This window comes from Paenibacillus alba, assembly GCF_013204855.1.
GTDB lineage: Bacteria > Bacillota > Bacilli > Paenibacillales > NBRC-103111 > Paenibacillus_E > Paenibacillus_E alba.
In genome coordinates this window covers 64,034-82,676 of the sequence record NZ_JABMKZ010000014.1, presented here as the reverse complement: position 1 = coordinate 82,676, position 18,643 = coordinate 64,034, and the positions used below count along the sequence as shown (strand labels likewise).

Genomic DNA, 18,643 nt, shown 5'->3' with positions numbered 1-18,643 from the left:
TAAAAGCCTGCAAATCCCTCTAGATGGGTTTGCAGGCTTTTAACTTCAAATTCAACGACTACTTATCCGTGTGTCTGCGTGGCGGAAGCGGGCCAAGATATTGAAACAGATTACATTCAATCCGTCCGTTAAACAGTTTCCGCTTTTTGTCAGCGCGACGGTTCATATAATGCTCGAGCTGCGTGCTCGGGCTTAAAATGAACATGCTCCAAGACGGCATCGGAGCGGTAAGCGCACCGAGCTGGCGCAGCGCCAGCTCCACATCTTGAGCCTCACCAAGCCGCTCCCCATAGGGGGGATTGGTGATCAAGCAGCCATAGTCGCCGCGCGGGCGAGCCTTGGCCACAGGTTCCACGCGAAGCTGGAACTGTTTGGTCAAGCCGGCGGCTTTGGCTGCCGCCTCTGCCACTTCGATGGCAGAGGGATCCATGTCACTGCCGATGATGTTCAACGGAACATCGTCCTTCACGGCATCGAAGGCTTCGTCGCGAGCCTTGTCCCATAGCTTGCGCGGGATATTTCCCCACGCCTCGCTAGGGAAGCTGCGCCGCAGGCCTGGCGCGATATTCCAGCCGATCATCGCAGCCTCGATCGGGATGGTGCCCGAGCCGCAGAATGGATCGTAGAGCGGCCGGTCGACCTTCCAGCGGCTGAGCAGGATCATAGCCGCTGCCATGGTTTCCTTCAGCGGCGCTTCGGTTACAAGCTTGCGGTAGCCGCGCTTGTGCAAGCTGGGGCCTGTCGTGTCGATGGTCAGCGTTGCGATATCGCCGAGAAGGGCGACTTCAATCACATAACGCGCCCCATTCTCCGGGAACCACTCGGTGCCGTAGCGGAGCTTCATTTTCTCTACAACGGCTTTTTTTACGATGCCTTGGCAGGCAGGAACGCTTGATAATTGTGACTTATGGGAACGCCCTTCAACAGGGAATTCAGCATCGTTCGGAATCCAGTCCGGCCAAGCAAGCGCCTTCGTACCTTCGAAGAGCTCATCGAAAGTCAACGCTTTGAATTGGCCCATGAGGACTAAAATACGATCAGCCGTACGCAGCCATAGATTGGCGCGGCAGATGGCAAGCTCATCTCCGATAAAGCGCACGCGTCCATTTTCGACGGTGACCTCGGAATAACCAAGATCACGAATCTCGCGGGCAACGATGGCTTCAAGTCCCATTGGGCAAGTTGCGATTAGTTCAATTTGTTGTGGCATGTTTGAATTCCTTCCATCCGGGTTGTGCATCGCTCATAAAACTCATACAATTAACAAGTATAGGACAAATAGGTTGCACTTACAAACGAAAACCTCAAAATGCAAGTTATGAGGTCTAAGGAGAGGACACCAGCATGGAGACAATTACGCCCGAAAGCTATATGGAAGGCTTGTATGAAGAGGATAAAGTTCTTGCACGCGTGCAAGAAGTCATTCGCACCCACAATATGCCGGAGATCTCGATTGCTCCCGGATACGGTAGACTTTTGACCATGATGGTTGGCATGATCGGCGCTAAGAAGGTACTGGAAATTGGGGCGCTTGGCGGTTATAGCGGAATTTGTTTGGCTCGAGGCTTGAAGGAGGGCGGTAAGCTGATATCGCTCGAGTTGAAGCAGGAGTTTGCTGAGGTAGCGAAGCAAAATGTGACGGATGCCGGGCTTGGAGCGTTTGTCGATTACCGTATCGGTGAAGCGTTGGTTCATCTGAATGAACTGCTTGCACAAGGGGAGCGGTTCGACTTCTTCTTCATTGATGCAGACAAGGTCAATTATCCGAATTACTTAGAGCTTGCCATCCAATTAGCGAATCCGGGTGCCATTATTGCTGGCGATAATACGTTGATGCGAGGCAAGGTCGTGGATGCTAACCAGAACAAAACATCCGTTCAAGCCATGCGGAAGTTCAACCAGTCCATCGCTAGCGATCCGCGTTTGGAAAGCACCATTCTTCCGGCTTATGATGGATTGGCGCTTGCCAGAGTCAGATAAGGAAACGTATTTCGGTTAGAAAGCACAATAACCTTCAAGCCCGCAGTGCAAGTGGGTTTGAAGGTTATTGTGCTGCTCAGAATTAAGAAGCCTTTTGGTCAATTATATACAGATCATTTAAGTTCGTAGGGTTGGGCGTGCTGGGCTTTAACTGAGTGATTGGGATTACAGATTGCGGCGTCGAAATTGGGTTCGTGGTTTGATGCTTTTTGAATGGGACGGCGCTGAGGCCATTCCAATAAATAAACAGCACTTCAGCACATAGGACAATCAATACAATTTTGCGCCAGTTCAAATTCATGAATGAGATCCTCACTTTCAATGATAGACCTATATTAACATATTGTGGAAGTAATTCCCACGATTATTTCAATTCATTCTACATGATTTTTATTTGAATCTTCGTTTATTTATGCACTAAGCCTGTCGTAATTTCAAGTTCATATCGCTGACTTTCCGGCATCTGGGCTTCGTAAGCCAATTTAACAGCGAGCGTAATATCGTACGGAACGCGGACGAATTGAATGGAGAATCCGGCTTGCTCTGTGGCATCCTTTTCACCTTCGACAATGCAATAGCCAGCCTGCGGTATGCCGTCATAGGGGGTTCCCACGCTTCCTACATTAAAAAGCATCAGACCACTGCTGGCGAGGCTCTCAGATGACTTTTCCGACGGGTTCTTGAGCGTAAGCAGATAAGGAATATGAATGTCGCCATAGCCGACGATTTCGGGCTGCTTTCCGTCCGGTGCTTCGCCTGTCATCTCTGTATCCTGAAACATCGCTAAACGCTCCTTCTTTGACGCTTTGCGTTTCACCCGGTGATAAACGCTTTGCGCGGAAGCATGAAATAACCGGAAGCTTTTGCCGCTGATCGATAAGTTCACAGAAAAAGGGAGCTGCTTCAAATAGGCCAGACGCGCTTCACCAAGCTGCTTTTGATGCCACAAACCAGATGGTTGATCCTGCGGAAGAGTAATCCCAAGGTCCCAGTTTCCTTGAACAACGGTTTCACATACGGTTTGGATACGGTCAACAACGGCAGCGGAATCAGGCCCTTTGCCAACGAGATCCCCCAGACAAATAATGCGCTTTATTCCACGACGTTCGATATCGGTAAGGACAGCTTCCAGTGCAGGTAAATTTCCATGAATATCCGAAATGATTGCTATTTTCTCCCACATAAAAGGCTTCCTTTCTTTGCGTAACGTGCAGCGTATTCTCATTGCTTCTGTTATACCACATAGCGCCTCATCCTGAAAATGTGAGATGTCTGTGATTACCCAACCCGAGCTTCTTCTGTTATAATTTGTAGGGGGAAAGGGGAATGTTTTGAATGGAATCCAGACAAGATCGTCACCGTAAACCGAAAAAAGAGCGTGCAGCGCTGAAGAAAACGCCGCTCAAAGTGATGGGGGGACTGACACTGGCTGCAGCCGTTTGTTTCGCTATAGGAATTGGCGCTTCGTACTGGTCATCCCATAGCCGAACGACGGAAGAAGCGGAGTCAGCTGCATCGCCGGTCGCAACGGGAACAACTCAACCTGTGAAGCCTGCGAGTTCATCAGGAGCAAAGGCAACAGCTAAGCCTAGTCCAGAGTCTACGCCAAAAGCTGTCACTGTGTCGCCGTCCCCAATTGTATCGGACAAGCCGGCGGGCAGCAGTGGGCAAGTGAGACTATCCTTTGTGGGGGATGTCATTATGGCCTCTAAAGTAGAAGATATTTTGACGCAAAAAGGCTACGATTATCCGTATACGAATGTAAAAGACTACTTGAGCAAGCCGGATTTCACTATTGCCAATTTGGAAACACCGATAACGACTAGAGGTACAGTTCAAAATAAGGAATACGTCTATCGTTCCTCACCGCTGGCTTTACCGCCCCTGAAAGCCGCAGGCGTAGATATCGTGAATTTGGCGAATAACCATGTCATGGATTACGGTCCCGAGGGCTTGCAAGATACGCTGAATGCGCTGGATCAAGAAGGGATCGAGCACGTTGGCGCTGGTAAAAATACGGATGAAGCCTATAAGCCGGTCATTGTAGAAAAAAACGGCATAAAGATTGCCGTCTTCGGCTTTAGCCGTGTTGTACCGGAAGCTTCTTGGAAAGCAGGACCCAATCATCTGGGGGTTGCTGAAACCTATAATTACAAGCCGCCGGTAGAAGCGATTCAAAAGGCCAAAGCCAGTGCCGATCTCGTGGTCGTTGTTACCCATTGGGGCGTTGAACGAAGCGATCATCCCGATAAAAATCAGACCGATCTGGCTCATCGTTACATCGATGCCGGCGCTGACTTGATTGTTGGCGGCCATCCTCATGTGATGCAAGGCTTTGAGCAATACAAAGGCAAGTGGATTGCCTATAGCTTGGGTAATTTTATTTTTACTACCAATGACAATCCCAAAACCTGGGAGACGGTTATTTTGGAAGCCGCATGCACCAAGGACAAATCCTGCGATCTCCACCTTGTGCCGATTTTAACCAAATCCGCACTGCCGACACCGATGAACCAGGAAGATGGCATCAAGCTGTTTCAGCGATTAAGTCAGATTTCCATTGGGGCTCGCGTGAACGATAATGGCCAAGTAAGCAAGAAATAAGACAGAGGAGCAACGAACATGACAGAAGCTATTCGCAATATTTACTGTGTAGGCCGCAATTACCGCGCACATGCCGCAGAGCTGGGGAACGATGTTCCGGATCAGCCGATGATTTTTACGAAACCGACGCATGCTCTTGCTGCTATGCAAGGGGGAGAATTGACGCTTCCTGCCGATCAAGGCGAGATTCATTATGAAGCAGAGCTAGTCCTACATATCGCAAAGCCTTATACAGCAGGCATCCAAGTAGATGAGCTTGTTGATAAATACGCGCTTGGTATTGATTTTACCCTTCGAGATGTGCAAAATGTCATTAAGAAAAAAGGTCAACCTTGGCTGCCTGCCAAAGGTTTTCTCAACTCAGCGGCAATTAGCGCATTTCGTCCATTCCCTGGAACTGCCAAGCTGACGGAAACGAACTTTCAGCTGCGCCAGAATGGCGGCATGGTTCAGAATGGCAATATCAGCAACATGATCTTCGATCTACAAACCATTGTGGATTACATTGCTAAGCATTATGGCCTTGGCGCTGGAGACATCATCTATACCGGGACACCGGAAGGCGTTGGTCCTGTTCGTGATGGGGATCGCTTGGAATTGATTTGGGGCGAAGACGTAGTCGCTGCAGCGACGATTCGCGCTTAAAAAGCAAAGGCAGTCTCTCAAAGTCGATATGGACTAGAGAAACTGCCTTTTATTTGGGTTAAACAACATCTGGATCCACAGAAGCAGCATCGGAGTATTCATCGCGAACACGAAGAATAGCGGGTAATTGCTCGAAGAAGACATCGACAATTTGAGGGTCAAAATGATGCCCGCGCTCTTCTTTGAACAAGTGCAAGATGCGATCGAGCTCCCAAGCCTTTTTGTATACTCGTTCACTGCCGAGGGCGTCAAACACATCCGCAAGTGCAGTAATTCGACCGAAAATATGGATGTCCTCCCCGCTGATTCCACGTGGGTAGCCACGTCCGTTCCATTTCTCATGATGCTCATAAGCGACAACAGCAGCTGTTTTGAGAATATGGCGTTTTGAATTTTTAAGTAAATTGTAGCCAATGACCGTATGATTCTGCATCAATTTAAATTCGTCTTCCGTGAGTTTTCCGGGTTTGTTCAGCACGCTGTCGGGGATGGCTACTTTGCCAATATCGTGCATAGGGGAGGCCATTTTCAGAAGTTCAGCATCTTCCTGACTCATCTTTAAACCGAGCGCCAGCAGATAAGAATATTCCGCTACACGTTTGACATGGTTGCCTGTCTCTTGGGACCTGCTCTCGCCAATTTCCCCCATTCTGAAAATAATTTCTTTTTGCGTTTCTTCGATTTCGCTTGTCAGCAAGGCGGATTCCAGTGATTTGCCTGCATAGGAGGCAGCCAAGGTTAAATATTCCATATCTTTATCTGAGAATTGTTCGCACGCGGTCAGCTTATTAATGGCTTGATACGCGCCCATAATTTCTCCTTGACTGTTGCGGAATGGAATAACCATGAGTGCCTTGGTGCGGTAGCCCGTTTGTTGGTCTGTTCGCAAAGCGCCATTCAGGAGATACGGTTTGTATTCTTCATTTGTATAAGCGTTATCAATAAATACAGCTTTATCATAAGTGACGGCATACCCAACAAGGCCGGCATTGCTTGGAATACGGATTTCATCAAGGCCATGAGCCACTTTGGACCAAAGTTCATTTTTGGCCGTATCCAGCAGCCAGACGGTACAACGATCAGAGACAATCATTTCGCGTCCCATATCAGCCATCAACATAAGTACGTTGTCTAGTGTTCGTTCATTCGCAATTTTGGCTGCATAGTCAAATATGACACGCAGCATTTCTTGGGGATCCAGGTCTTCCTTTTGGGATGGTAGATTGAATTGATCGTGCTCCATGTCAGCCTCCTTGCTTATCGAAATTAGTTTACCATATATTCCTCCCGGATAGGTTGCTTTCCTGCCTTGAGCCACGATTTATGCGATTTTTTGTCGAAAATTAATATTTCTTTATGAAAAATGAAGTTGCCTAATGACCTATGTTACAATAATTATCATGATAGATGGATGCTGGAGGAAGGTGCAGCTTATGGCGTGGATTTGGGGGTTGGCAGGAAGTCTGCTGATCTCAGGTGCTGCGTACTGGAAAAGGTCTCTTTCCTTGTCTGGTATGATTTCCGCAGTTGTACTGGGAACTATGATGTTTGCGCTTGGCAGTCTAGCTTGGTTCGGGACGCTTATTGCCTTTTTCATCTCTTCAACATTGTTATCCAAATGGAAGCATCGGCGCAAGACCGCAGCAGAAAGCGGTTATGCCAAAGGCGGGCGCCGCGATGCCGGACAAGTTGCCGCGAATGGCGCGCTTGGCTTATTGCTTTGTATCGGGAATGCCATATGGCCGGCTCCTGCTTGTTGGGTGTTGTTTGTGGGTGTAATGGCAACGGTCAATGCGGATACTTGGGCAACAGAAATAGGCGGGATGAGCAAAGCTGTACCTCGCTCTGTTCTTCATGGCCGACGTGTCACGGCAGGCACATCCGGGGGGATTACCGGACTAGGCTTGCTGGCTTCTTTGCTGGGAGGAGCATTCATTGGTTTAATCGGTGGTTGGTTCAGTCAAATGGGTAATGCGAATCAGGCGATCAGCGCACTTCTGACCTTAGTTGCAGTTGGAGCTGTCTCCGGGTTCATCGGGGCTCTAGTTGATTCATGGCTTGGCGCTACCGTTCAAGTGATGTATAACTGCGAGGTTTGCGGGAAAACGATAGAGAAACACGCGCATTGTGAACAGGAAACGAGGCAAATACGCGGTATCAAATGGATGACCAATGATGCGGTGAACGCTATTTCCTCTTTGGTTGGAGGCGCCGTGTGCCTGGGAATAAGTTCATTAATCTCTTTGTGAAAAAGCAAACACCCCGCTGCCGCATGTGCAGTAGGGGTGTTTTGTGCTTACAAGGTCGATGGCTTAGGCTCGACAGCGGCTGTGTCGTCAAGTGGCTGCACGGCAATGGCTGGCATAAGGGCTTCCTGCAGTTGTTTCTCCAACTGCCGGACTTTACGCTGAAGCTTGTACTGGCGCACGATCCCGAAGAGGCCAACAATCAAACCTCCTAATAGCGTGGAGGTCAAAATGACAAGGATCAACGGGGTAGACGTCTGGGTGAACAAGAAATTGACTTGGACGTGATCCACATTAATGACAGCAAATATGGCCGTGATGAGGGCAAATACTAAGGCAGAGATAAGGAACCATTGCATCTTCATTGAGGCATACATCCTTTCATGAGGAAAAGGTTGCAGGCATTCGCCAACAACCTTTCTCTGCTCAATTACTTAGTGAGCTCTTCCATTTGATCAAGCAGCGAGCTGAACACGCTCATTGCTTGTTTGATCGGCTCCGGTGTGGACATGTCTACGCCAGCCTTCTTCAAGATATTCAGCGAGTAATCGCTGCCGCCGCTTTTCAGGAAGCCCAGGTAGCGATCAACAGCAGGCTGGCCCTGATCCAGAATTTGCTTGGCAAAGCTAGTTGCAGCAGAGAAGCCTGTTGCATATTTGTATACATAGAAACTGTTGTAGAAGTGGGGAATACGTGCCCATTCCATCTCAATATCCTGATCAACGACCATGTCTTTTCCGTGGTAAAGCTTATTCAGGCCCAAGTATATTTCACTGAACTCTTGTGGTGTCAGCGATTCGCCTTGCTCCGATTTCTCGTGAGTAATCATTTCGAATTCCGCGAACATCGTTTGACGGAAAACCGTTGTCCGGAACTGATCGGCATAGTAGGTAAGCAGGTAGAGCTTTTCTTTCGGATCTGTCACACGTTTCAACAAATAGTCCATGAGGAGTGCTTCATTGAGCGTGGAGGCAACTTCTGCCAGGAAAATCGTATACTGCGCATAGCGGTACTCTTGATTTTCGTCGGACAAATAAGAATGGATGGCGTGACCCATTTCATGAGTCAGCGTAAACATGCTGTTCAAGTTGTCTTTATGGTTCAACAAAACGTAAGGGTGTGTGCCGTAAGCACCCCAGCTGTAGGCGCCATTGCGTTTGTTCTTGTTCTCATAGACATCAATCCAGTGATTGTCGAAGCCGTCTTGAAGAATTTTCAAGTAGTTTTCACCCAACGGGGCTAAGCTCTTTTTGATTTCTTCTTTGGCTTGTTGGTACGTAATATCCATTTTGAATTCTTCGACCAGCGGAGCGAAGAGGTCATACATATGTAACTCATCGACCTTCAGCAGCTTTTTGCGGAGCTTCAAGTAACGCTGCAGCTGAGGAAGCGAGTCGTGAATCGTGGAAATTAAGTTGGTGTAGACTTCTTTCTTGATGTTGTCCCCGAATAAGGTAGATTCAAGAACGGATGGATAGTGGCGAGCTTTGGCATAGAAAATATTTTTGTTGATATTGGCACTGAGTGTAGCGCCAATCGTATTCTTATGGCTGCGGTACGTTTCATATACGGCATGGAAAGCGTTTTTCCGCACTTCGGGATCGCGACTTTCCAAGAATTGAATGTAGCTGCCGTGGGTGAGTTCGACTTCCTCGCCTTTTTCATTCTTGATTTTCGGGAACTTTAAATCAGCATTGTTCAACATGCTGAAGATCGTGCTCGGAGCTCCGGCCATGTTGCCCGCTTGGGCAAGCAAAGCTTCTTGCTCTTTTGTCAGTGTATGAGGCTTCTGGCGAATCATTTCTTCAAGTGTATCTTTATAAAAAGCCAAGGAAGGATCATTCACCAACTGCTGCAGCTTTTCATCCGAGAGGCTTAGAATTTCAGGTGATATGAAGGAGAGTGCTTCTCCGACCTCGACGCTGATTTTTTTGGCTTTCTCCGATAAGGCTTGATAGGTTGGTTCTGCTGTATCTTCATGATGTTTCATGTTGGCATACACATACAGTCTTTCTGTTTTCAGAGAGACCTCATCTTCCAATTGGAAACATTGCTTCACGGTAGCGGGTTCACTGAGTTTACCTTGGAAGGCGCTAATTTTGCCAAGCGAGTTTTTCACTTCTTGAAATTCCTGTTCCCAAGCCTTCTGATCGGCGAATAAATCCTCCTGATTCCAGCGGTGCTCGGCCGGTACTTGCTTGCGTTCCAATAGTTGAGTCATTGGAGCCCTCCTGTCCTTGTTATGAGTTTGGGGTCGTTGGTATTCCTTTGCATGCAAATCGGCTGTGGGGATAGAGCTGAGAAGAAGTCCCATTGCCGCAGTCACATAGATCCAGCGCATTGCGGTCACGCTCCCGGCATATTCCCACGTTGAGATTCAGTTGAAATCCCATATCATGGTTTTCACCTAGTATGACCGTTAACCTATTCATTTATGATTATATGAAAAAGCTGGAAGGAAGTAAATTTACATTCCGGCTCCAAAGAAGCTGATTAAGATAAGAACAAAAGATAACGAGACCATCACGATCGCCAATAAGGCAAGGTACCGCTTCATTTGTGCTGGGAGACTGTCTTTTTTCATGATTAAAATGATGGCAAGGCAAAAGGATACGAGTACAAATGTGATAATAGAACCGGAATTGGTCATTGCAGAATCATCCTTATCCCTATAGAGTATGACGCTTGCTCATAAGCGCATGATAGTTAGTTTCGCTGTATGAAGCGCAAACTCCTTTTTCATCCAGCGTGCTTCATCGTTCCATCTGGATTTTCGTTATCGTCATCCTCGGCTTTGACCAGTATTAATTGGCCGCGAGCATCCATTTTCACCGTAAAACGATCTTCCGGAACAATTTGCGCTTCATCGCTTAATTCCTTCGGCAAGGTCAATTGACCGCGATCCCCGACTTCCACCAAATACCCAACCATTTTGGACCATTTGCCTACGGCCAGCACAACGACGATAAGAAGTCCGATGAACAACCATTTACCAAGCGGATTCGAGTTAAAATAAGGAGCAAGAAAGCTTTCTCCGGTGATCATTTTGCCAGCTGTTAGAACAAGCACACCGGAGCCGATGTAGATGATCCAAGGATACGTTTCGATCCATTTAATGAATAAGGTGCTTCCCCATACAACGATAGGCACACTTACGAGAAGACCGATAATGACAAGCAAGAAATTACCGTGTGCAGCGCCGGCTACCGCAATGACATTATCAAGGCCCATGACCGCGTCGGCAATAATAATGGTTCGAATGGCTGCCCACATGCTGTCTTTGGCTTGCACATTTTCGTGATTTTTCTTTTCGCTAAGGAGCTTATACGAAATCCAGAGGAGCAGTAGCCCGCCTGCTAACAATAGACCAGGTATTTTCAAAAGCGTGACGACAACCAATGTGGCAAGTGCGCGGATAACGATCGCACCAACCGTTCCCCAGAGGATAACTTGCTTTTGTGTTTCCTTTTTCAAATTGCGAGCAGCCATACCGATCACGATGGCATTGTCTCCTGCAAGCACCAAATCAATCAGGATAATGCTGAGCAGCGAGAGAAAAAAACCAGTTGATAACCATTCCATGAACAAACACTCCCTTTAGCATTTTTTTTGAAAAAAAATAGAGCCTGACACCGATGGCGGTGAAGGCTCTAATTCATCAAAAAAGACCTTCACCAATAAACATGGCAAAGGTCTTGCTAACAACGTTGTCGTTGCCAATAAAGCCGGGACCTGATGAGGATCCGAATTGACGACTTTACTGTATCAGCTACTCCCCTTTGGAGTAAACGCTATGAAGTTAACTTTATTATAGGGATAAGACGAGCCTAAAGTCAAGGCTTGTGTGTAAATGCAATGATCACCGAGTTAGACTGCTTTGAAAGCGTCCATAATGGCTTGCCATTCTTCATCGGTACCTTGGAATTTATCCTTCGCAAAGCGCTCATTCGCCCAGTGCAGCATCGCCGGACGGCCGATAAAGGTATGGCATTCTTCGCCCCATTGATCGCTTATTTCAGTCAGCACAATCTTGGTGCCTTGTACTTCGACATTGAGCATGTTCCATTTGTCTTTTTTGTAAATCGTATGCTTCTTAAAAGGTTGATTTGACAATGTGATTCCTCGTTTCTGCTTGAACGCAAAGATATAGGCAATCGTACCATAAATATAGTTGATTTCCAAACAGGAAGTCCCTTAAAGTTGCTATTGCGAAGGAAGTTCGTCTTATGCTAAAATTTTCCTAATCCTTTCCATAGGGAAAGGGCTATGAGGCAATCCAAGCGATTGCAGAGATGAGCTGAGGAGAGATGAGCATGGAACAGAAGCGTGTTTATGAACAAGTAGGGGTCGCCATGACCTCAAGATCATTCGCAGAGTATGAGAAAATGTTTATGCTGCAGACAGAAGATTTGAGAGGTAAGCGTGTTCTAGATGTAGCAGGCGGTGCGTCTTCGTTCACTACAGAGGCCAGGCAGCTTGGTATTATGGCCGAAGCGGCAGATCCGCTGTACGAGAAGTCGGTGGAAGCTATTACAGAGCATGGATTTCAAGAGATTGAAGTAGTAGCCGCGAAGATGGAGAAGCTGAGGGATGTCTATGACTGGACCTATTACGGCTCCGTCGAGCAGCACAAAGCAGGCCGCATCGCAAGTCTGCGACGATTTGCTGAGGATTTCTCCCAGAATGACGCAGGAAATAGATACCATGTGTCTTATCTTCCAGATTTGCCATTTGAGGACGAGACCTTCGAGTTAGTCTTATGTAGTCATTTTATGTTTTTATATGAAGAACAATTTGATTTTGCGTTTCATCTAGCTGCGGTTCGAGAACTGCTTCGTATCTGCAAGCCTGGTGGTGAGGTGCGAATTTACCCATTGCTTAGTTTTCAAACTGTCGAATATCGCAGGTTGAATGAATTAATAAACGAGCTTGATCAGGAAGGCTTTTCCGCTGAAAGAAGAGAAGCGAATTTACCCTTTTTACCCAATTCTCATCAATATTTATGCATAATCAAACCACTGCCTGCATAGGAGGAAACCGTTGGTACATCAACAAATTTTAGCTTATCCACAGCGTTTTGAGCGTTGATTTCTCTTCCTGAGGATGATATAATTTCCTTATTCGTCATAGATGGCGATATTTTTAGGAGGTCGTTCATTTGAAAGGTACAGTGAAATGGTTTAACGCAGAAAAAGGCTACGGTTTCATTTCTGTTGATGGAGGCGACGATGTATTCGTACACTTCTCCGCAATTCAGGGCGAAGGATTCAAAACATTAGAAGAAGGCCAATCCGTTGAGTTCGATATTACTCAAGGCAACCGTGGTCCTCAAGCAGCTAACGTCACCAAGTTATAAGAAATTGGGACTTCCCACTTATAAATAGTGTCATAGCACAAACAACGAAGACAGCATTCCGATTCATTCGGGGCTGTCTTTTTTGCTGCCATTTTTTAATGCTGAGGCAGTCTCAGTGGGGGAGAAGCATCCAACCCGGTCTGAGAAGGCAAAAATTGGCAGTTACAGTTCGACTTTGATCGGTTTTGATCCTTTATTGAGCTTGAGCCTGCCTTTTTGGCAGGCTCAGTGAGTGAATGCAGCATTTCTACCTCTGAGCCGGCGTTTTCGGCAGACTCAGTTCGGCTTTGATCGGTTTGAGTCTTTATCGAGCTTGAGCCTGCCTTTTTGGCAGACTCAGTGGGTGAATGCAGCATTTCCACCTCTGAGCCGGCGTTTTCGGCAGGCTCAGTTCGGCTTTGATCGGTTTTGAGTCTTTATCGAGCTTGAGCCTGCCTTTTTGGCAGACTCAGTGGGGGACTGCAGCATTTCCACCTCTGAGCCGGCGTTTTCGGCAGTCACGGTTCGAGTTTGATCGGTTTTGAGTCTTTATCGAGCTTGAGCCTGCCTTTTTTGCAGTCTCAGTTCGACTTTGATCGATTTTGCTTGTCTGGATGCAGATGCAGTTTAAGAGTGGAGTTGGCGGAAACTCCGAGTGTAAGGCATCTCGCAGCTCATTGAGCTGATGAGGCTGCCTTTACTTATTGGGGCGGGAATAAACCATGCCATAAGATGTCAATAATTTGTTTAGCGGCTTCGCTTTCGTGCGGAAACATTTTATTGCCGTTTCCATCCCGGGCATGCCCCATCATTAAGAGAGAAGTGTAAGCACGAGCGATGACACGGGCATCAATAGGTCCAATTTCACCTGACGAGACAGATTTGCTGAATTCCTCCTCGAGCGCGTCTAGAATTCCTTGCTCGGATTTGCGCATGGTGATCATTTGCTCTTCGGAGAGCGTCGCCTCCATTTTACGCATGAAGGAATGCAGATCGAAATCAATGGCTTTCAAGTGAGCTTCAGTGATGTCCAGAAGCCTTTCACGAAGTGAGGCAGGTTGGCTTAAGCGTTTCAAAGTAACCCTTCTGACATTATCCATCAGCTGGACCATGGACGCCGTCAGTAGGTCTGATTTGGAGGGATAGTAATAATAGACGGAAGCTTTCGTTACCTGACACTCTTTGGCGATATCATCCATGGAAACCGACTCATAGCCTCTGGACAGAAAAAGCGGGATGGACGTCATTAATATTTTTTGAGTGAGCGGCATTTCCCCTTGTGCAGCGCGGGGTCTACCGAGTGGTTTCGTTTTTTTATCCATAGCAATCACTCCTGAAAAAAATAACCTGTTGATTAATTAACTATATAGTATATATAATTAATTGTGTAACTTAAATACTTACTTAACTACAAATAAGCTATAGGAGAGATGTTTCAATATGCATGAAAATCCTCTATTCAGCAAGCTGGGAGCGATCGTGGCCGGTCGTCGCAGCAAATGGATCACTTTGCTCATTTGGGTTTTACTAACTGGAATTTTATCCGTCTTTTTGCCTAACGTCAATTCACAAGAAAATAATGGTGCCAGTAAGCTGCCTATCGACTCTGAGTCGCTTCAAGCGAGCGATACGATGCGCGCGCAATTCCCAAGCGATGAAGGCGTACCTGCTTTGGTCGTTTGGTACCGGGCGGCAGGATTAACAGATCCGGACATCGCCGCCATCCAGAAGATTGCGAAGCAGTTGACGGATACGCCACTCACCGCACAAAAAGGCTTGCCGCCGCTGCACCAAATGCCAGCGCAAGCTGTGAAAGCGATGCTTTCGAAAGATGGCACTTTATTGGTTCTGCCGATTTCGTTTAACGAAGGGACAGAAACCAACGTGCTGCAAGCGGATTTGAAGAAACTGCAAGAAATAGCAGCAAATCAGCTAGGAACGGACCCGTTCGCACTTAAAGTTGGCGAAGCAGGATTGTACGCCCGGATTACCGGCCCTGTCGGTATTCAAACGGATGCTACCGCCTTGTTCAAAGGAGCTGACTTCGCGCTGCTTCTAGCTACGGTTCTTCTCGTGTTGATCCTGTTGATCGTATTATATCGTTCCCCAATTCTCGCTATCATTCCACTGGTGGGAGTGGGTTTTGCCTATGGCATCATTTCGCCGATTCTTGGTTTCCTCGCCAAACAAGGCTGGATCACTGTAGACGCGCAATCGATTTCGATTATGACAGTGTTATTGTTCGGCGCTGGAACAGACTATTGCCTGTTCTTTGTAGCCAGATATCGGCAAGCTTTACTGGAAGAGAAAGACAAATACGCAGCGCTGCGTGCTTCTTTCGGAGGCGCTGCAGGAGCCATAGGGATGAGCGGTTTAACGGTCATCGTTTCGTTGCTCGCTTTGCTTTTTGCCCATTACGGGTCCAATCATCGCTTTGCGATCCCGTTCAGCGTAGCTATTTTTATTATGGCTATAGCCAGTTTAACCCTCGTTCCTGCTTTGCTTGCTATTATAGGGCGCGTATCCTTTTTCCCGTTTATTCCGTTGACGCCTGAGATGCGTGCTGAGAAAGAAGCTCGCAAAGGGAGAAAGATTCGTGTGCAGAAGCCTGTCGGCAAGATGAGTGCTGCACTAGGACACGTCGTAACAGAGAAGCCTAAAAGCGTTCTTGCCGTCAGTCTAATTATTCTAATCGCGCTTGCTGCTTTTGCACCGCAGATTAAATTTACGTATAACATTTTGGAATCTTTCCCATCAACCATGCCGTCTCGTGAAGGTTTTTCGCTGCTTTCCGAGCATGTTTCGCCAGGTTCGCTTGCTCCGGTGAAAATAATTGTCAACACGCAGGGGAAAGAAGCGGATGTGCAGGGAGCCTTAACGAAGCTTCCCTATGTAGAGTCTGTTTCTAAGCCTGTTGACAGTAAAAAGGATGCAGCATACAAAGCCTACGAACTGATTTTTAAAGAAGATCCCTATGCGCTTTCATCCATTGATCGCATTCCGGAAATCCGTTCAACAACGGAGCAGAAGCTGCAGGAAGCGGGATTGTCGACGCCGCAAGTTTGGGTGGGTGGTGAAACCGCCACGCAATATGATACCAAAAGTGTTGTAGAACGAGACACATATATGGTTATTCCGGTTGTTATCATCGTCATTGCCTTACTGCTATTAATCTATTTGCGCTCGATTGTCGCGATGGTCTATCTCATTGCTACGGTCCTGCTTTCGTACTTCTCTGCTTTGGGAGCTGGGTGTCTCATTCTCCATTACTTCATGGATACGTCGGCTATCCAAGGATTAATTCCGCTCTATGCGTTCGTATTCCTCGTGGCTCTGGGGGAGGATTACAATATATTCATGGTTTCGAGCATTTGGCAGGAGCGCAATCGATTGAAGCTGAGGGATGCCATCCGGCTTGGTGTCAGTACGACGAGCAGCGTCATTACATCAGCGGGACTTATTCTGGCAGGAACCTTTGCTGTATTGGCCTCATTGCCGATTCAAGTGCTGGTCCAATTTGGTGTCATTTGCGCCATTGGCGTTATTCTGGATACTTTTATAGTAAGGCCATTCCTTGTGCCTTCGATCACCATGCTGCTGGGAGATTTGTCTTTCTGGCCTGGTAAAATCAAACAGCAACCGCAAAGCGGTTTGCAGAAGTAAGCTAAATTTGAGCCAAAGAGGCCTCCAATCCCACTTGTTCAGTGGTTTTGGAGGCCTTTTGCCTTGAGGAACTGACTAACTAACTATCATATTTAATCCGAGGGTCGGCCAGCGAATACAGAATATCTGTGAGGAGATTAGTTAAAAGCACAATGATAGCAGCTACGAGATTGAGTCCCATTAAGATAGGGTAATCCCGGGAAAGAATGGATAAGAACGTTAGTCTGCCAATGCCTGGCCATTGGAATATTTGTTCAATCACAATGCTTCCACCGAGCAAAATAGGAATTTCGGCTGCGATGACGGTAATGATCGGAACCAAGGCATTGCGCAGCGCGTGTTTGTTGATTACAACGAAGGGATGCAGTCCTTTGGCATGCGCAGTGCGCATATAATCTTGCTTCAAGACCTCGAGCATGCTGGAGCGTATATAGCGCACTTTTTTGCCGGCGACGACGCTGCCAAGTACAAGCACGGGGAGGACCAAATGAATGAGCCGATCTCGCAAGTCCCCCTCATAACCCAAAGTCACCATGCCGCCGGTTGGCAGAAGATGGAGTTTGACTGCAATGACATAGATGAGGGTTAAGCTTAAAAAAAATTGCGGAACAGAGACGCTGATGAAGGAAAAGCCGGTCATCCAATAATCAAATTTCGTATTTTGCTTCAAGGCACTTAGAATACCGATTGGGATGGCAATAAGGAGCCCGAATAGCAAGGAGGCAGCGGCTAACAGCAGCGTAGGACCCAACCGTTCTCCGATGATAGTGAGGACAGGCGCGTGAGAGCTGAAGGAGTAGCCTAGATTCCCTTGCAGCAAAGCCCCTAACCATTTGATATATTGCGTGAAGAGCGGGGCATTCAGTCCTAGCAGTTCTTTCCGCGCTTGAACGAGCTCCTTGGGTGTATCGGGGTCGATGAACAGCTCAACAGGATTCCCAGGGGCCAAATTAATAATCATAAAATTAAGGATCGTTATCCCTAGCAAGACCAGCAAGGATATGAGAAGACGACGAACAATATACGGTGCCATAGGATGTACCTCCAAAAGTACTGCCGCTCAGTATGTGGAAACTTCCTCCATTCCTTTGCTTTTTTTACGGGCAATTTCTCGGCGAACGATAGGGGCTACTTCGGTCGCCAGCAATTTGATTGTTGTGGCCACGTTCTCGAAGGGAAGTTCGCCGATGTCGACTTGCAAAATAAAACGGTTATGTCCGATCAGCTCATGCTGAAACAAGATTTTCGCCGCAATTTGCTCAGGCGTTCCTACGGCAAGCCCCTCCTGCGGATCTGTTACTTTAGCCGGGTCGATATGAGGGAAGCCCTCATTAATTTTGGGCAGAAAGCGCCCCACATAATTCTCATAATACCGAGAGAATTCCCGCCATGCCTGTTCAGGTTCCGACGCGATGCAGCCGTGGCTGGCAACCGCTATGCGCAATCTGGAAGCATCGTGCCCCGCGTGCAGTCCGGCTTGTCTGTAAGCCTCTGCCATGGACTTAAGCCTAGCTGGATCGCCTGTGAGCAAGGCAAACAGGGCGCCTCTGCCTAGCTTGCCGGCTCGGACAGCGCTCTCTAAGGTGCCGCCCATACCCAACCAGACAGGCAATTCTTTTTGAAGAGGGCGGGGAACGATGGCAGCATTCGTGAGGCCAGAACGGAATTGCCCCTCCCAAGTTACGCTTTCGCTCTCCACACATTGCAGCAGCAGATCGATCTTTTCATCGAAAAGAGTTTCATAGCTGGCAAGATCGCAGCCGAATAAGTCGTAAGCATCCAGCGAATTTTTGGCGCCGCGACCTGCGACGATTTCGGCACGGCCGGCTGACAGCAGGTCAACGGTTGCATAATCCTCGAATACGCGTACAGGATCCAGGATGCTAAGTACGGTCGTCATGCTCGTTAGCTTGATGCGCTGGGTCACTTGCGCGATAGCCGCTAACACGACGGGGGGAGAGGAAATCGCGAAATCAGGTTTATGGTGCTCGCCTAGCCCGAATACATCAAGACCAACCTCGTCGGCAAGCTTGGCTGCCGCGATGATATCCTGTAATCTTCTCGCAGGGCTTCTTTTCTGTTTGGATACGGGGTCTGCAAGCAGATCCCCAAAGGTGTAAACGCCAAATTCAAATTCTTTTGCAAGAGGTTGGACGACATTGCTGCTCAT

19 protein-coding genes are annotated in these 18,643 nt (G+C 47.7%); 7 read left to right on the top strand and 12 right to left on the bottom strand.

Annotation, left to right across the window (positions count from 1 at the left end):
• Positions 1–58: 58 nt before the first annotated feature.
• The gene (locus tag HQN90_RS18675) at positions 59–1,210 is read right to left on the bottom strand and encodes a THUMP domain-containing class I SAM-dependent RNA methyltransferase (RefSeq protein WP_173221420.1); all 1,152 of its coding nucleotides are present in this window, start codon (positions 1,208–1,210) and stop codon (positions 59–61) included.
• A gap of 134 nt (positions 1,211–1,344) precedes the next feature.
• Between HQN90_RS18675 and HQN90_RS18670 the strand changes: the two genes are divergently transcribed.
• Complete coding sequence (locus tag HQN90_RS18670; RefSeq protein WP_173221419.1) at positions 1,345–1,980, top strand: O-methyltransferase; 636 nt, start codon at positions 1,345–1,347, stop codon at positions 1,978–1,980.
• Between the two features lie 82 nt (positions 1,981–2,062).
• On the opposite strand, the gene HQN90_RS18665 is transcribed toward HQN90_RS18670, so the two are convergent.
• Together HQN90_RS18665 and HQN90_RS18660 are read right to left on the bottom strand one after the other, a co-directional pair.
• Complete coding sequence (locus HQN90_RS18665; protein ID WP_173221417.1) at positions 2,063–2,281, bottom strand: hypothetical protein; 219 nt, start codon at positions 2,279–2,281, stop codon at positions 2,063–2,065.
• A gap of 105 nt (positions 2,282–2,386) precedes the next feature.
• Complete coding sequence (locus tag HQN90_RS18660; RefSeq protein ID WP_173221415.1) at positions 2,387–3,163, bottom strand: metallophosphoesterase family protein; 777 nt, start codon at positions 3,161–3,163, stop codon at positions 2,387–2,389.
• 152 nt (positions 3,164–3,315) lie between these two features.
• On the opposite strand from HQN90_RS18660, the gene HQN90_RS18655 reads away from it, so the two are divergent.
• Entirely contained in the window at positions 3,316–4,584 is a 1,269-nt protein-coding gene (locus HQN90_RS18655) for a CapA family protein (RefSeq protein ID WP_246362605.1), read from the top strand.
• Positions 4,585–4,602: 18 nt separating this feature from the next.
• Complete coding sequence (locus HQN90_RS18650; RefSeq protein WP_173221413.1) at positions 4,603–5,229, top strand: fumarylacetoacetate hydrolase family protein; 627 nt, start codon at positions 4,603–4,605, stop codon at positions 5,227–5,229.
• A gap of 58 nt (positions 5,230–5,287) precedes the next feature.
• Here HQN90_RS18650 and HQN90_RS18645 read toward each other — a convergent pair whose 3' ends face one another.
• Positions 5,288–6,472 carry an HD domain-containing phosphohydrolase gene (locus HQN90_RS18645; RefSeq protein WP_173221411.1) on the bottom strand — a complete coding sequence of 395 codons (1,185 nt, stop codon included), beginning with the start codon at positions 6,470–6,472 and terminating at the stop codon, positions 5,288–5,290.
• 190 nt (positions 6,473–6,662) lie between these two features.
• Between HQN90_RS18645 and HQN90_RS18640 the strand changes: the two genes are divergently transcribed.
• On the top strand, positions 6,663–7,478 hold the full coding sequence (locus tag HQN90_RS18640; RefSeq protein WP_173221409.1) for a DUF92 domain-containing protein: 816 nt from the start codon (positions 6,663–6,665) through the stop codon (positions 7,476–7,478).
• Positions 7,479–7,525: 47 nt separating this feature from the next.
• On the opposite strand, the gene HQN90_RS18635 is transcribed toward HQN90_RS18640, so the two are convergent.
• The 5 genes from HQN90_RS18635 to HQN90_RS18615 all read right to left on the bottom strand — a co-directional run bounded on the left by HQN90_RS18635 (position 7,526) and on the right by HQN90_RS18615 (position 11,534).
• Complete coding sequence (locus HQN90_RS18635; protein WP_173221407.1) at positions 7,526–7,840, bottom strand: LapA family protein; 315 nt, start codon at positions 7,838–7,840, stop codon at positions 7,526–7,528.
• Between the two features lie 65 nt (positions 7,841–7,905).
• Entirely contained in the window at positions 7,906–9,696 is a 1,791-nt protein-coding gene (gene pepF / locus HQN90_RS18630; protein ID WP_246362603.1) for an oligoendopeptidase F, read from the bottom strand.
• A 246-nt stretch (positions 9,697–9,942) separates the two neighbouring features.
• Positions 9,943–10,125, bottom strand: a complete 183-nt coding sequence (locus HQN90_RS18625; protein WP_079413817.1) for a hypothetical protein — start codon at positions 10,123–10,125, stop codon at positions 9,943–9,945.
• A gap of 89 nt (positions 10,126–10,214) precedes the next feature.
• Entirely contained in the window at positions 10,215–11,057 is an 843-nt protein-coding gene (locus tag HQN90_RS18620; RefSeq protein WP_173221403.1) for a TerC family protein, read from the bottom strand.
• A 285-nt stretch (positions 11,058–11,342) separates the two neighbouring features.
• A complete protein-coding gene (locus tag HQN90_RS18615) occupies positions 11,343–11,534 on the bottom strand; it encodes a hypothetical protein (protein ID WP_079413842.1) in 192 nt (63 codons plus the stop codon).
• Positions 11,535–11,788: 254 nt separating this feature from the next.
• On the opposite strand from HQN90_RS18615, the gene HQN90_RS18610 reads away from it, so the two are divergent.
• Together HQN90_RS18610 and HQN90_RS18605 are read left to right on the top strand one after the other, a co-directional pair.
• Positions 11,789–12,505 (top strand): class I SAM-dependent methyltransferase, encoded by a 717-nt coding sequence (locus tag HQN90_RS18610; RefSeq protein ID WP_173221401.1) that lies wholly within the window; start codon positions 11,789–11,791, stop codon positions 12,503–12,505.
• A gap of 128 nt (positions 12,506–12,633) precedes the next feature.
• A complete protein-coding gene (locus HQN90_RS18605) occupies positions 12,634–12,831 on the top strand; it encodes a cold shock domain-containing protein (protein ID WP_028556542.1) in 198 nt (65 codons plus the stop codon).
• 680 nt (positions 12,832–13,511) lie between these two features.
• Here HQN90_RS18605 and HQN90_RS18600 read toward each other — a convergent pair.
• A complete protein-coding gene (locus HQN90_RS18600; RefSeq protein ID WP_173221399.1) occupies positions 13,512–14,132 on the bottom strand; it encodes a TetR/AcrR family transcriptional regulator in 621 nt (206 codons plus the stop codon).
• 118 nt (positions 14,133–14,250) lie between these two features.
• Here HQN90_RS18600 and HQN90_RS18595 point away from each other — a divergent pair, with 118 nt between their 5' ends.
• Positions 14,251–16,473: an MMPL family transporter gene (locus tag HQN90_RS18595; RefSeq protein ID WP_173221397.1), complete on the top strand. Its 2,223-nt coding sequence runs from the start codon at positions 14,251–14,253 to the stop codon at positions 16,471–16,473.
• 79 nt (positions 16,474–16,552) lie between these two features.
• Here the strand turns inward: HQN90_RS18595 and HQN90_RS18590 are convergent, their stop codons facing one another.
• Positions 16,553–17,506 (bottom strand): ABC transporter permease, encoded by a 954-nt coding sequence (locus HQN90_RS18590; RefSeq protein WP_173221395.1) that lies wholly within the window; start codon positions 17,504–17,506, stop codon positions 16,553–16,555.
• A 27-nt stretch (positions 17,507–17,533) separates the two neighbouring features.
• On the bottom strand, positions 17,534–18,643 hold the full coding sequence (locus tag HQN90_RS18585) for an LLM class flavin-dependent oxidoreductase (protein WP_173221393.1): 1,110 nt from the start codon (positions 18,641–18,643) through the stop codon (positions 17,534–17,536).

What these genes read in the sequence shown, in the direction of transcription:
- HQN90_RS18675 (WP_173221420.1), bottom strand. Translation starts at nt 1,210, where the DNA reads ATGCCACAACAAATTGAACTAATCGCAACTTGCCCAATGGGACTTGAA.
- HQN90_RS18670 (WP_173221419.1), top strand. Translation starts at nt 1,345, where the DNA reads ATGGAGACAATTACGCCCGAAAGCTATATGGAAGGCTTGTATGAAGAG.
- HQN90_RS18665 (WP_173221417.1), bottom strand. Translation starts at nt 2,281, where the DNA reads ATGAATTTGAACTGGCGCAAAATTGTATTGATTGTCCTATGTGCTGAA.
- HQN90_RS18660 (WP_173221415.1), bottom strand. Translation starts at nt 3,163, where the DNA reads ATGTGGGAGAAAATAGCAATCATTTCGGATATTCATGGAAATTTACCT.
- HQN90_RS18655 (WP_246362605.1), top strand. Translation starts at nt 3,316, where the DNA reads ATGGAATCCAGACAAGATCGTCACCGTAAACCGAAAAAAGAGCGTGCA.
- HQN90_RS18650 (WP_173221413.1), top strand. Translation starts at nt 4,603, where the DNA reads ATGACAGAAGCTATTCGCAATATTTACTGTGTAGGCCGCAATTACCGC.
- HQN90_RS18645 (WP_173221411.1), bottom strand. Translation starts at nt 6,472, where the DNA reads ATGGAGCACGATCAATTCAATCTACCATCCCAAAAGGAAGACCTGGAT.
- HQN90_RS18640 (WP_173221409.1), top strand. Translation starts at nt 6,663, where the DNA reads ATGGCGTGGATTTGGGGGTTGGCAGGAAGTCTGCTGATCTCAGGTGCT.
- HQN90_RS18635 (WP_173221407.1), bottom strand. Translation starts at nt 7,840, where the DNA reads ATGAAGATGCAATGGTTCCTTATCTCTGCCTTAGTATTTGCCCTCATC.
- pepF (WP_246362603.1), bottom strand. Translation starts at nt 9,696, where the DNA reads ATGACTCAACTATTGGAACGCAAGCAAGTACCGGCCGAGCACCGCTGG.
- HQN90_RS18625 (WP_079413817.1), bottom strand. Translation starts at nt 10,125, where the DNA reads ATGACCAATTCCGGTTCTATTATCACATTTGTACTCGTATCCTTTTGC.
- HQN90_RS18620 (WP_173221403.1), bottom strand. Translation starts at nt 11,057, where the DNA reads ATGGAATGGTTATCAACTGGTTTTTTTCTCTCGCTGCTCAGCATTATC.
- HQN90_RS18615 (WP_079413842.1), bottom strand. Translation starts at nt 11,534, where the DNA reads ATGCTCAATGTCGAAGTACAAGGCACCAAGATTGTGCTGACTGAAATA.
- HQN90_RS18610 (WP_173221401.1), top strand. Translation starts at nt 11,789, where the DNA reads ATGGAACAGAAGCGTGTTTATGAACAAGTAGGGGTCGCCATGACCTCA.
- HQN90_RS18600 (WP_173221399.1), bottom strand. Translation starts at nt 14,132, where the DNA reads ATGGATAAAAAAACGAAACCACTCGGTAGACCCCGCGCTGCACAAGGG.
- HQN90_RS18595 (WP_173221397.1), top strand. Translation starts at nt 14,251, where the DNA reads ATGCATGAAAATCCTCTATTCAGCAAGCTGGGAGCGATCGTGGCCGGT.
- HQN90_RS18590 (WP_173221395.1), bottom strand. Translation starts at nt 17,506, where the DNA reads ATGGCACCGTATATTGTTCGTCGTCTTCTCATATCCTTGCTGGTCTTG.
- HQN90_RS18585 (WP_173221393.1), bottom strand. Translation starts at nt 18,643, where the DNA reads ATGAGCAGCAATGTCGTCCAACCTCTTGCAAAAGAATTTGAATTTGGC.